This is a genomic window from Dehalobacter sp., from assembly GCF_030063005.1.
Classification (GTDB): domain Bacteria; phylum Bacillota; class Desulfitobacteriia; order Desulfitobacteriales; family Syntrophobotulaceae; genus Dehalobacter; species Dehalobacter restrictus.
Genome location: NZ_JAPDHR010000036.1, coordinates 18,672 through 31,953, shown reverse-complemented (window position 1 = coordinate 31,953; position 13,282 = coordinate 18,672). Strand labels below are relative to the sequence as shown.

The 13,282-nt window shown below is 47.6% G+C and carries 11 protein-coding genes; all 11 read right to left on the bottom strand.

Annotated elements, in window-relative coordinates; translation table 11 throughout:
- Positions 1-63: 63 nt before the first annotated feature.
- The 11 genes from OKX56_RS10355 to OKX56_RS10305 all read right to left on the bottom strand — a co-directional run bounded on the left by OKX56_RS10355 (position 64) and on the right by OKX56_RS10305 (position 13,265).
- The gene (locus OKX56_RS10355) at positions 64-2,031 is read right to left on the bottom strand and encodes an N-6 DNA methylase (RefSeq protein WP_025205361.1); all 1,968 of its coding nucleotides are present in this window, start codon (positions 2,029-2,031) and stop codon (positions 64-66) included.
- A 23-nt stretch (positions 2,032-2,054) separates the two neighbouring features.
- The gene (metF, locus tag OKX56_RS10350; protein ID WP_019226405.1) at positions 2,055-2,963 is read right to left on the bottom strand and encodes a methylenetetrahydrofolate reductase [NAD(P)H]; all 909 of its coding nucleotides are present in this window, start codon (positions 2,961-2,963) and stop codon (positions 2,055-2,057) included.
- A gap of 76 nt (positions 2,964-3,039) precedes the next feature.
- Complete coding sequence (purD, locus tag OKX56_RS10345) at positions 3,040-4,326, bottom strand: phosphoribosylamine--glycine ligase (protein ID WP_019226404.1); 1,287 nt, start codon at positions 4,324-4,326, stop codon at positions 3,040-3,042.
- 32 nt (positions 4,327-4,358) lie between these two features.
- Positions 4,359-5,900, bottom strand: coding sequence for a bifunctional phosphoribosylaminoimidazolecarboxamide formyltransferase/IMP cyclohydrolase (gene purH, locus OKX56_RS10340; RefSeq protein WP_025205360.1), 1,542 nt, complete (start codon positions 5,898-5,900; stop codon positions 4,359-4,361).
- A 194-nt stretch (positions 5,901-6,094) separates the two neighbouring features.
- Entirely contained in the window at positions 6,095-6,703 is a 609-nt protein-coding gene (gene purN, locus OKX56_RS10335) for a phosphoribosylglycinamide formyltransferase (protein WP_019226402.1), read from the bottom strand.
- Complete coding sequence (gene purM, locus OKX56_RS10330; RefSeq protein WP_019226401.1) at positions 6,700-7,716, bottom strand: phosphoribosylformylglycinamidine cyclo-ligase; 1,017 nt, start codon at positions 7,714-7,716, stop codon at positions 6,700-6,702. Before purM ends, purN begins: the two co-directional genes overlap by 4 nt.
- 23 nt (positions 7,717-7,739) lie before the next feature.
- On the bottom strand, positions 7,740-9,140 hold the full coding sequence (purF, locus tag OKX56_RS10325; RefSeq protein ID WP_019226400.1) for an amidophosphoribosyltransferase: 1,401 nt from the start codon (positions 9,138-9,140) through the stop codon (positions 7,740-7,742).
- A gap of 85 nt (positions 9,141-9,225) precedes the next feature.
- A complete protein-coding gene (gene purC / locus OKX56_RS10320; RefSeq protein WP_019226399.1) occupies positions 9,226-9,945 on the bottom strand; it encodes a phosphoribosylaminoimidazolesuccinocarboxamide synthase in 720 nt (239 codons plus the stop codon).
- A gap of 137 nt (positions 9,946-10,082) precedes the next feature.
- Entirely contained in the window at positions 10,083-11,381 is a 1,299-nt protein-coding gene (purB, locus tag OKX56_RS10315; protein WP_019226398.1) for an adenylosuccinate lyase, read from the bottom strand.
- A 27-nt stretch (positions 11,382-11,408) separates the two neighbouring features.
- A complete protein-coding gene (purE, locus tag OKX56_RS10310) occupies positions 11,409-11,903 on the bottom strand; it encodes a 5-(carboxyamino)imidazole ribonucleotide mutase (RefSeq protein ID WP_019226397.1) in 495 nt (164 codons plus the stop codon).
- A 294-nt stretch (positions 11,904-12,197) separates the two neighbouring features.
- Complete coding sequence (locus OKX56_RS10305) at positions 12,198-13,265, bottom strand: HD-GYP domain-containing protein (RefSeq protein ID WP_287896379.1); 1,068 nt, start codon at positions 13,263-13,265, stop codon at positions 12,198-12,200.
- Between the last annotated feature and the right edge of the window lie 17 nt (positions 13,266-13,282).

Sequence of the window (13,282 nt, the reverse complement as noted above, 5' to 3'; positions counted from 1 at the left end):
GCTCCTCCCTGCTGATGTCAAAAAATTGGATGTATCAATTATAGCAGATAACCCGTCATCTATTCATGCGGAAAAATCTCTGATATGACGGCGTTCCTCGGGCGTCAGCCTAAACTGTTCCATAATGAATTCATCTAGGATTTCAAACTGATCTTCCCCAACGATGATTCGGTCTGTTAATTGCAGGATATGGTCAATCACTGCCTGTTCCCATAAGGGCAGCGGAAGTAGTTCCAGATCTCCCCGGAGCACTTTCAGGGTATGAAATTTCTTGCGGAAAAGGAATTGATAAAGGCTGCTGTTAAATAAAGCAAGAATTAATTTCACCGGATAGTTTCCTGGTTCGGGGATCAGGATATTGGCACTGTTCAGGGTAAGACTGCCCTGATCATCATAGGCAAAAACAAGTCTTTCAGAAATGAAACGGTAAATCAGTTTCTCCGCCGCCCTATATTTTTGCTCCGGTGCTGTTTGCTGGAACTTGTCCGGCTGAAACCGTAAAAAAGAAGACGGCTTCTTCAGAACGAACCTGTCCACATCCGAGCCCTTGTAGACCGGCTCAGCACCCGGCCCGTTCATCTGAAGCAGGTATCTCCGATTATCTCCGGTGACGATTCCCAAGGCCCAGCCGGCCTTATCTTTCAGGTAAGTATGTCTGGTCGAATAGACCTTGCTGAAAATAACTTCCTCCTGGCTGCTCAGGTAAATATCGAAAATGTGCCAGTCATTACTCCGAAACCTTTCCTGAGAAACCAGGTATTCCTGTTCCGGGAATTTCACCAGAACTTGGTCCTGCACCGATGGCAAGGCTTTTCTGAGATCGAGGCGGACCACGGCTGAGAAGACATTTTTAAATCTCCTGCCCAGATATTCGATCCTGATGATCTGGCAATTCTCAAGCAAATATCCTCTGATATCGGCATGAGCACGGATGTTCAGAATGGATTCTGGCAGAATAAATGAGATAACCCCTCCGTCTTTCAGCAGATCAAGACTCGCCCTGAGAAAATAAGAAAAGGACTCCCCAGAAGTTATTTCTGGAAACTCCACAGCCATTTTCTGGCGGACACCCAGATCAATCTCCGCTCCCCACGGAGGGTTCGTGGCGACAAAATCAAATTTCCCGAAAGCAGAAGATTCCCGTCGCATATCGGTTAAAGTATTGCAGTGAATAACGTTAGGCTGAAAATCCCGGGAACATGTCAACAGAAGATTGAGTCTGGCAATCCTTACCGATGTCAGATCGAGGTCCATCCCGTAGATGTTTTCGGGTTCGTCCATATTCCGGGCAAAGGATAAAAGATACTGTCCCGTGCCGCAGCAAGGATCAAGCACCTTCTGTCCGCTGCGGATATAAGCCCGGACAGCGTCATACGCAATGCCTGGTGGGGTAAAGTAAGAACCAAGGCGAGCTTTATTTCCCTCCATGGTCAGTGATTGATAGATGACACCGAGTATATCTTCTTCTAAAGAAAAACGGATGTTAAAAAGATATTCAAGGTGCTGTGAATCCGGCCTGCCGTACGAAAACTTCAAAGAAGATTCTAAAGAAGATTTTTTAGATGTCCTGAGTATATCCTGATAAAAATTCTTCAGCTCTATGCGGACATGCTGTCGCTGGAAAATAGCTTCCGGGAAATCAATAATTTGTTTCAGGTCGTCGGACAATATGTCTCCCGATCTCCGAAAAAAATTCAAAGCCAGAATGAAGACTGCCCATCCCCGGTCTATGTTGTGCCGGAGCAGATAAGCCAATAGATCCATGATCTGCTTACGTGTTCTTTCGTTTGGGATGTATTCTGTCGGGACAAATCGTTTATCAGCACCGGCTTTGTTTGCTCTTTTTCTTAAGCGGTCAAGCTCTCCCTGCGCAATCCGTTCCCGAAGTAGGAGCACCTCATCAAGATCAAAGACCTTTCCGTCAGGATCAGAAGGATGGAGATAGCCATGCCGGACCCAGTTGCGGATACTTGGCACAGATACCCCCAGAATTTCAGCGATTAACTTTGAATCAATTCGATGATTATCCATTTCTGCAGTCCTGTCGCTTTAGATTAATCCAGGTTGCCTACCTTCCTGGTTTCCTGGCTGTTCACCGCATAGAAAAGAGAATCGAGGTTGCGGACTAAGTCCTTCGCAATCTGCGGTTTGTTCATTGTATAGATATGGACACCGTCAATATCATTCGCAAGCAATTCCACAATTTGTTTGGTCGCGTAAGCAATACCGGCATCTTTTAAAGCTTCCATGTTATGCTCAAATTTGTCAAGTATTTTAATCAGTTTTTGCGGCATCCGTGCATTCGACAGTGCTAATATTCTTTCAATCTGAACCCGATTAGTGATTGGCATGATCCCTGCCAGAATCGGAACATTGATGTTTAGCTTAGCAACTTTTTCCTGGAAACGAAAAAAGGCGTCATTGTCATAGAACAACTGTGTAACAAGAAACCCGACTCCGGCATCCACTTTCCGCCGAAGGTTTTCAATATCCTGGTCTTTATCGGGGCACTCGGGATGGCCTTCCGGATAACAAGCGCCGCCCAGACAGAAAGAATGTTTGTTCTGGATATACGCGACAAGATCGGAAGCATATTGAAAATCCCTTACCCTGCCGGTCTCTTCCGAACCCTTTGGAATATCTCCCCGTAACGCGAGAATATTGGAGACATTGCTGTCTGCCAGCTGCGTCAGTGTTCCCTCAATTTGTTCTTTGGAAGAGGTAATACAGGTCAGATGGGCCAAAGAATTAATGTTGTATTTATTCTCAACAATGGATGCAATTTCTGCGGTCGTTTTGCTGGTACTTCCTCCGGCACCGTAGGTAACACTGATAAAATCAGGACGGAGCGGTGCCAGAGCATCAATCGTATCGTAAATGACCTCTATAGATGAAGTAAGCTTTGGTGGGAAAATCTCAAAAGATACGACCTTTTTCTGTTGGAACAATTCGCTGATAAACATTCTAAAACCTCCTTCATCTTTAATACAATCCCAAACTCATTCAATTCCGGTTGGAATAAGCTCCGGAATTGGATCATCACATGTTGAGTCCTTTAATCCCTATGTCGGTGCGGAAATGGGCATCAGGAAAATCGATGCTGTCCACTAGTGCATAGACATTCTCCCTGGCTGCCGCGATGGATGCATCACGGACGGTAACTCCAAGTACCCGGCCGCCTGAGCTGACCAGTTTTCCGTCTTCCATCTCCGTGCCGGCATGGAAAACTACCTGGTTTTCTTGGGTCACCGTAAGACTGATCGGAATCCCCTTCCTGTATTCACCCGGATAACCTGGAGCTGCCATGACCACACACAGCGCGGTGCCATCGTGCCATTCGACTTTGACTTCGGACAGTTTCCCGTCGATACATGCTTCGAAGATTGGGATCAAGTCCGACTTGAGCAGGGTCATCACAACCTGTGTCTCAGGATCACCGAACCGGACATTGTATTCCAGGAGTTTTGGGCCTTTGGCCGTAATCATTAAGCCTAAAAACAGTACGCCGGTAAATGGGGTTCCTCTTTGGCGCATAACAGAAAGCGTCGGCTGAGCGATCGTATCGATAACTTCCTGTTCCAATGCTTTGGTCCAGAAAGGAGGCGGAGAATAAGTCCCCATTCCGCCTGTATTTAACCCCATATCCCCGTCGAGTGCTCTCTTGTGATCCTGAACGGGGGTCATCGGGAGAGCCTTTTCACCGTCGCAAAAGCACAGCAGACTGACCTCCTGCCCCTCCAGAAATTCTTCTACCACGACCTTGTCTCCGGCAGCACCAAAGGCCCCACCCATAATGGTCTCGATACCTTCAAACGCCTCTTCCAGTGTAGCTGCCACAATAACCCCTTTACCTGCTGCCAGACCATCCGCTTTAATGACAATCGGAGCGCCGGTTTGTCTGATGTATCTTTCTGCTTCGCTCTTCTCGGTAAAAGTCCGGTAGTCTGCTGTCGGGACCTTCGCCTGTACCATAATTTCCTTGGCAAAAGCTTTGCTGCTTTCAAGTGTCGCCGCCGCTCCGGACGGGCCAAATACTCTGAGACCTGCAGCCTGAAAAGCGTTGACAATTCCCAGACTAAGCGGTTCCTCAGGACCAACAACCGTAAGATCAATCCCTTCATCCTTGGCAAAGTCAACCAAAGCGTCAAGTTCATTGGCCTTGATCGGGACATTCCATTGCTCTGTTCCTGCGTTACCCGGAGCTACAAAGAGTTTCTGACAAGAAGTGCTCTGATTGATTTTCCAGGCAAGAGCATGCTCCCTTCCTCCTGAGCCTACAATCAAAATTTTCTTCCCGTCTTTTTGACAACCAGACAAGTCAGCCATCGTTTTCCCACCTCAATAAGTAATATTTATTCTTAGTGCTCAAAATGCCTTCTTCCGGTATGGAGAATAATCATCCCAAGCCTGTTGGCTGTTTCAATCACTTCTTTGTCCCGGATAGAACCACCGGGATGAACAATGGCTTTGATCCCATGGGAATGGGCCAGTTCGACCGTATCCGGGAACGGGAGGTAAGCATCCGAAGCCATATAGGCACCCTGTGCTTTTTCTGCAGCCTGCTCAAGCGCAATTTTCGCCGAGCCGACTCTGTTCATCTGGCCGGCTCCAACACCGATGACCTGTCTCTTCGCCGAAATGACGATCGCATTGGATTTGACATGCTTGCAGGCTTTCCAGGCAAACTCCAGTTCCGCCAAATCATCTTCAGTCGGCTTGGCTTCTGTAACGACTTCCCATTCGACAGACGGTGTCGTCCCTTCATCCTCATCCTGAACCAGAAAACCGCCGTTTACTGTACGGATTTTCCAACCCCGGGTCTTACCGCATGCTTCCCTGCCAACTGCGAACAGACGAAGGTTAACTTTCACAGCCAAAATTTCCTTCGCCCGCGGGCTGAAATCCGGAGCAATGACCACTTCGTAGAATTTCTCTTTAATCGCTTCAGCTGTGGCCTCATCTACCACGCGGTTAAGTGCAATAATTCCGCCGTACGCCGAGACCGGATCCGCTTCCAGCGCTCTTTGATAAGCTTCCAGCAGTGAGTTCCCAAGCGCAACACCACATGGATTGGTATGTTTAATGATTACACAGACTGTCTTGTCATATTCCATAGCGATTTTCCAGGCCGCGTCCATGTCCATCCAGTTATTATAGGACAGCTCCTTGCCCTGGAGCTGCTGGCCATAAGCAAGTGTCCCTTTTCCGGCCTCCGGGTCTGCATAAAAGGCCGCCAGCTGCCCGGGATTTTCTCCATAGCGAAGATCCTGCACCTTCGCCGCCACGAGACGAAGATGCTGGGGAAAAGAGGCTTTTGTACCGATTTGACCTTCCAGATATCCAGCAATCAGACGGTCATATTCCGCCGTATGCGCAAACGCTTCGGCTGCAAGTTCCTTCCGCAAGGCCAATGGGATTAGACCGTTCTCCCTGAGGCTCTCAATCACCCTGCCGTAGTTTTCCGGATTGACGATAATGGTTACTCTATTGTGATTTTTCGCAGCTGAACGGACCATGGTCGGTCCGCCGATATCAATATTCTCGATCGCTTCTTCGAAGGTAACCCCTTCTTTGGCAATCGTTTCTCTGAAAGGGTAAAGATTTACGCAAACCAAATCAATAAAATCAATTCCGTTTTCCGCGCACTGCGCCCGGTGTTTCTCAGTATCCATTGCCAGGATTCCGCCGTGAATCTTCGGATGCAAGGTTTTTACCCTGCCATCAAGAATTTCCGGAAACCCTGTAATTTCACTGACATAACGAACAGGAATATCCGCTTCTTTCAATGTCTTATACGTACCGCCTGTTGAAATCAGTTCAAACCCCTCGGCAACAAGGCCTTCGGCAAATTCCACAATACCCGTTTTGTCCGAAACACTGATCACTGCCTTTTTCGCCATCATGTCCAACCCCCTATCATCATTTCTCAAAATAACTCCTCAGAACAATACTCAGAATTATCCTATAGAATAATATCCCGGAATAATCCTTGATATCGCCAATACATTAGTGCCATGTCAGCCCTAAATCTTATATATCCTAACGGCATATTTTTCCTAATACTGCGTTCGTTATATGATAATTTTACGCGCGATTATGAGTCTCTGAGGACGATCACTCTTCTTCCCTCTCGTTTTATCTTCCCATTCGCAATCAGTCTGACTGCCTCTGGATATATCGTGTGCTCAACTTTCAGAATTCTTGCAGCCAGCTGGTCGGCATCATCCTCAGCAAAAACCGGCACCGTCTCCTGCAGGATAATCGGTCCGGAATCCATTCCCTCGTCCACAAAATGCACCGTGCAGCCGCTGACTTTAACACCATATTCCACTGCCTGTTTTTGGGGATGTAAGCCCGGAAAAGACGGCAGCAGCGAAGGATGGATGTTCAGAATCGGATATTCGGCCCTGCGGATAAAATCCGAGCTTAACACCTGCATGTAACCGGCCAGAATCAGCAGTTCCGTACCGATGACTTCAAGCCAGTTTAAGATATCCGTTTCCTGAGAGCTATTGTCTGCATAGCTTTCCCTCGGAAAAGTCCGGACCTGAATACCGAATCTTTCTGCCCTAGTCAGGGCCTCTGCGTCTATTTTATTCGAACCTACGCCGACAAATTCTACAGGGAGCTGGCCATCCTGCCATTCGTCCAGCAAGGCTTGCAGGTTGCTGCCACGCCCTGAAGCGAGTACGGCTGCTTTCATCGATAGCTCACTCCTTGACCGGAAATCACACTGCCTATCCTGATCGGCTCTTCGCCGTTTGCAGCCAGAATATCCATGGCCTGCTTTTCATCTTCAGGATGAATGATCAGAACAAACCCGATTCCCATATTAAACGTCCTTAACATTTCCTCATCTTCAACATTGCCAAGCTTCTGCATTAATTCAAATACCGGCGGAACTTGCCACGTGGAAGTGACGATCTCCGTTCCGAGTCCGGACGACAGAACCCTTGGAATATTTTCAGTCAGACCGCCACCGGTAATATGTACCATACCCGGAACAGCAATCTTGTCCAGAAGCGCCAGCACTGACTTTACATAGATTCTGGTCGGGGTGATCAATACTTCCCCGAGCGGTCTCCCGAGTTCGGGGAATACCTTGTCAAGGGGGTATTCCGCAAAAATCTTACGGACCAAAGAAAAGCCGTTGCTGTGCAGTCCGCTGGACTTCAATCCCAGAAGGATATCCCCTTCGCGGATGTCCGAGCCGTCAATCAGCTTGTCCCTGTTCACCGCACCGACAGCGAAGCCAGCAATATCATATTCTTCTTCAGCGTAGAAACCGGGCATCTCAGCAGTCTCTCCGCCAATCAGTGCACAGCCTGCCAGACGGCAGCCTTCGGCCACGCCGCCTACAATGGAAGCAATTCTTTCCGGAACCAGTTTCCCTACCGCAAGATAATCCAGAAAAAACAATGGCTCGGCGCCCTGGACCAGAACATCATTCACGCACATCGCAACAGCGTCCTGGCCGATGGTATCATGCTTATCCAACTGAAAAGCCAGCCGCAATTTTGTTCCGACACCATCCGTACCGGAAACCAGCACGGGATCAGAATATTTTTGCAGATCCAGACTGAACAATCCGCCGAATCCGCCGAGTCCCCCTAAAACTCCGGGCCGCCAGGTTGCAGCTACCGCAGGCTTAATTTTCTCTACAGCTTCATTTCCGGCCTGGATATCCACACCGGCATCTTTATAGGTAATTCCCATGATTACTCCTCCTAACGGCTAGTTTAACACTCCATGTCTTCTTTGGAAAACTTCTTCGGGACAGTGGTCGGATAATCACCGTTAAAACAGGCCAGACAAACTGAATCACTACCCAAAGCCTTTTTCAGCCCTTCCTCCGACAGATAGTACAGGGTGTCCGCCCCGACAAACCTGCGAATTTCATCGATGTTCATTTGATTAGCAATCAATTTTTCCCTTTCGGCCGTATCGATGCCATAATAGCAGGAATACTTCACCGGAGGTGAGCTGATCAGAAGATGAACCTCCTTGGCGCCGCATCCTTTGACCATCTCGACAAGCTTGGAGCTTGTTGTCCCCCTGACAATCGAATCATCGATCATCACAACCCTGCGTCCATGGATGACCTGCTTGTTGGCATTCAGCTTAATCCGGACAGCAACTTCTCTTAACTCCTGCGTGGGCTGAATGAACGTCCGTCCAACATACCTGTTTTTGAGCAGCCCCTCCTCAAAAGGGATACCCAGCGTTTGGGCATAGCCCAGGGCGGCCGGTGTCCCGGAGTCCGGAACCGGAATAATCACATCAGCCTCAATCGGGCATTCTTTCGCCAGCTGAACACCCATTTGCCTCCTGCTTTCCCAGACATTCAGATTATCCAGTGTACTGTCAGGCCGCGCGAAATAAATATATTCAAAAGAGCAGGGGGCAATCCGTTCCTGCGGCGTACCGAAACGGGTATGAAGCCCTGCGTCGTCGATCGTCACGACTTCTCCTGGTTTAACGTCCCTGACAAATTCCGCACCGATCGTATCGAGCGCACAGCTTTCGGAAGCGAAACAGTACCGCTCTCCCAGCCGTCCGATGCACAAGGGCCTCAGGCCATGGGGATCTCTCGCCCCGACAATTTTGTCTTCAGCCATGATCAGCAGTGCGTAGGCTCCCTTGATATCAATCATCGTTTTGATAATCGCATCTTCCAGGCTATGCCTGCGGTAACGCGCAATCATATTTAGAATCACTTCGCTGTCAATGGTTGTCTGAAAGACTGTTCCCTGACTGCCAAGCTCCTGTCTGATTTCTACGGCGTTCGTCAGATTTCCGTTATGCGCCAGCGCCATCATTCCGTTCTGGAAATGAACAACCAGCGGCTGTGCATTCGATAACAGGCTTGAACCCGTCGTTGAATACCGGACATGTCCAATCGCCATCTTCCCTTGCAGTCCTGCGAGTAAATCAGGCGAGAATACCTCAGATACCAAGCCCATTCCTTTTTCTACAACGATTTTTCTTCCATCGGAAACAGCAATCCCCGCACTTTCCTGTCCCCTGTGCTGCAACGCATAAAGGCCATAATAAGTCAGACGGGCAATTTCCTTTTCAGGAGCAAAGATTCCGAAGAGACCACACTCCTCTTTGGGCTTGTCATCCCAGAGCAAATCCACAGTCAAGAACTCCTTTCATCTACTGTATATACTGTCTCTGTCCTCTAGCAGTTATGTTTCCAGCATTGTATTTTTAGCAATCGCTTTAAGCATTTTCTAGAGCGTCCTTCAGACGGGTATAGACTTCGGCATACGCTTCTTCAATCTTGCCAAGATCCCGGCGGAAACGGTCCTTGTCCAGCTTTTCTCCGGTATCTTTGTCCCAGAAGCGGCAAGTGTCCGGAGAAATCTCATCTCCGAGCATGACTTTGCCGTCAATCAGACCGAACTCCAGCTTATAGTCAACCAGGTCAATCCCGGCCTTGGCAACAATTTTGGTCATAAGCTCATTGACCTTCAAAGCAATTTCCTTCATTTTGTTGATTTGTTCGATCGTTGCCCATCCCATCGCAAGCGCATGGGTTTCATTGACCATCGGATCACCGAGCGCGTCGTCCTTATAATAAAGCTCAAGCACAGGCGAAGCCAGGGAATAGCCCTCTTCTTTGCCAACCTTCTTTACGAGACTGCCGGCAACAATATTGCGGACAACAATTTCCAGCGGAACCATCTGCAGGCGCCGGACAATTTGTTCCCTGTCACTTAAAAGCTCAACAAAATGTGTATCGACGCCATTCTTTTGAAGATAGGAAAACATCATCGCGGACATCTTGTTGTTGATAATCCCTTTGTCAACAATGGTACCCTTTTTTATCCCGTTAAAGGCAGTTGCATCATCTTTGTACTCGACCCAGAAAACATTTTTGTCATTCGTATCATAGATTTTTTTGGCTTTGCCTTCATACAGCATTGCGAGCTTTTCCATATCATAACCCTCCAGTAATAATGTCTAAATTTACATCCATATTCAATTTTCATCGTTTAATAAACCGTTCGAGTTTAAGGCTACCTATAACAATGTGATTTAAATAGGTAATTTCCAAAAAGTTGATATTATGTTTATTATTTCAGTAGTCCGACTCTGCGGAAAATATAGTCAATGTTTTTCGTATGATACTCATAATCAAACAGCGCATCAACTTCTTCTTTGGTTAGGAACTGCATGATCTCAGCATCCTGAAGCACATAATCCTTAAACGGCACCTTGGTATCCCAGGCTCTCATTGCATTTTTCTGTACCAGCGCGTAGGATGTTTCCCTGCTCATGCCCTTATCGACCAGCGACAGCATAACCCTTTGGGAGAAGATCAGACCATAGACCTTTTCAATATTTGTCATCATCTGTTCCGGGGACACTCTTAATCCTTCCAAAGTCTGAATCATCTTATGCAGCATATAATCCAGCGCAATGGTGCTGTCAGGAAGGATCACGCGTTCAGCTGAGGAATGGGATATATCTCTTTCATGCCAGAGTGCGACATTTTCAAAAGCGACCTGGGCATTCCCGCGGATTAGGCGGGCCATTCCGCAAATTCTTTCCGAAATAACCGGATTTTTCTTATGCGGCATCGCTGAAGAGCCTTTTTGTCCCTTACCAAAAGGTTCTTCGACCTCATGGACGTCCGTCCGCTGCAGATTACGAATTTCCGTGGCAATCTTATCAAGTGAAGAAGCGATTCCGGCCAACACGCCTACATAGAATGCATGCCTGTCCCTCTGGATAATCTGGGTTGACACTGGAGCCGGCTTTAAGCCCAGGCTCTCACAGACCCATTCTTCCACGGCAGGATCAACGTTCGCAAACGTGCCGACTGCACCCGAAATCTGGCCTACCCGAATCTCTTCGCGCGCATATTTCAGCCGCTCCCTCTGCCGTTTCATTTCGTCATACCAGAGTGCGAATTTCAGGCCGAATGTAATCGGTTCGGCATGAATCCCGTGCGATCTTCCCATTTGCAGCGTATCTTTGTATTCGAGGGCTTTTCTGCCCAAAACATCAATCAGCTTATCCATCTTCTCGAGCAGGATATCGGAAGCCTCAACCAGCTGCAGCGAGAGCGATGTATCCAGTACATCGGAAGAGGTCAGTCCGAGATGTATATATTTGGCTTCATCGCCGACGTTCTCAGCGACATTGGTCAAAAAGGCCAATACGTCGTGCTGGGTGACTTCTTCAATTTCCTTGACCCTGTCCCAGGAAAAAGCGGCCTTCTGACGGATTACTTCGACAGCCTCTTGCGGGATCTTTCCTTTTTTCGCCCATCCTTCGCAGGCTGCAATTTCTATCTTCAGCCAGAGCGTTAGACGGTATTCATCTTGCCATAGTCTCCCCATAGCGGGAAGCGTGTACCTTTCTATCACAGAAATTCTCCTTTATTTAAATATTTTCTAAGCTTTCAGTTTATCCTGAAGTGCACTGTCCTTGGCTTCAACATCTGCCGCCATTTTTTGTCTAAAAGCTTTCAGCTGGTTCTGCAGTTCCAGATCAGCGATCGCCAGCATTTCTACAGCCAAGAGCGCTGCGTTGCGGGCACCGTTGATCCCGACCGTGGCGACCGGGATACCGGGAGGCATTTGCACAATCGCATAAAGCGCATCTACACCCTCCAAAGCACCACTCTTGATCGGGATACCAATAACAGGGAGCGTCGTGGCTCCGGCGATCACACCTGGAAGATGCGCAGCCATACCGGCCCCGGCGATGATCACTTTTCCTCCCTGTTTCTCAAAACTTTCCACCCATTCCACGGTTCTTTTCAGCGTACGGTGAGCAGAAGATATTTTCATTTCAAAGGGTACTGAGAATTGCTGCAGGATTTTTGCTGCTTCTTCCATGATGGAAAAATCAGAATCACTACCCATGATTACACCAACAGAGATCATTCGTTATTTCCTCCTTTAAATGCTTTTCCTTATTTGTGAGCAGAAATAATCACAAATTCACCATATTATCTGCAATAAATTCTAAACATATTTTACCCGACAACAAATACAGGGTCAATCAGAATCCGAACATTATTTTGTTTTTTTGTTCTAATGTTCGGAATATGACCAATAATAAGGAGACCTCCCACAGCAAAGCTACGAAAGGTCTCCTTATCGGTTCATACATTTAGGCCTTGGATATCCATATTCTTGCCGCCTTCGTTCCAATTTTCGTAGAGGAATAATACTTCATCAATGATCCACAATGCTGGTGATCATCGTAGATAAATGCTTGGATAAATCCAGGTCGTCCGGATTGTCCAGGGCTTGATTGCCTTGAGTGATTACCCTGACCACCGGTCTTGTTGGCAAAATAGGGTTTTGTTTGATAACAACACCGCGCAAACCATTGCTAAGCTCTATACCTGTTCCTGTCGGATACGGCGCCACAGACTGAGCAAAAATGCGGACAATTTCAGGGTCAAACTGCAGCCCTGAATGAACAATGATATATTCGTATGCCAGATAAGGCGGCATTGCATCGCGATAAGGGCGCTTGCTGGTCAAGGCCTCATACACGTCGGCGACAGAGGCGATCCTAGCGTATTCATGAATTTCATTCTCTCTTAGTTCCCTGGGGTAGCCCCCGCCCTTCCATTTCTCATGATGCTGCAGCGCAACATGGGCAGACAGGATGCTGAAATCGCGATTGCCGCGGATATATTCATAACCATGCAACGGATGGGTCTTAATCTGCTCAAATTCTTCTTTTTCCAATTTACCTTTTTTGTTTAGAATTTCTTTCGATATTTTTGTTTTTCCGATGTCATGCATCAGAACTCCCATCCCAAGCTCCAAAAGCTGGTTTTGTGTAAAACCTTTGCCGATTCCGAGCATCAAAGCCAGGACTGTGGTGTTGATCGAATGATGATACGTATATTCGTCGTAGCCGTTAATATCAGTCAGATTACTAAGGATATCAAAACTGTGCAACAAATCCTGAACTAGATTCAGAACCGCAAAACGGACTGAATCCGCATCTATCTCTGCCTCCGGATGTTTCTCCAGTTCATCGGTAACTCCCCGAACCGCATTATATGCAATCTCTTTGGTCTTGTCCATAATGGCATAACCGATTTCAACATCTTGAAACCGTTCATCTTGAATGAATACCATATCGTAGCCGATATCTTTAAGCTTTGCTAAATAGTTCTTATTGAGCTCGACTCCTTTACCGAGAAGTATCCTGCCGTAGGAGTTTCTTATCGGTCTGGCCAGCACAGATCCTTCCTGAACGTATTTGATATTGACTAACCTCATGTGAACTCCTTGTTATC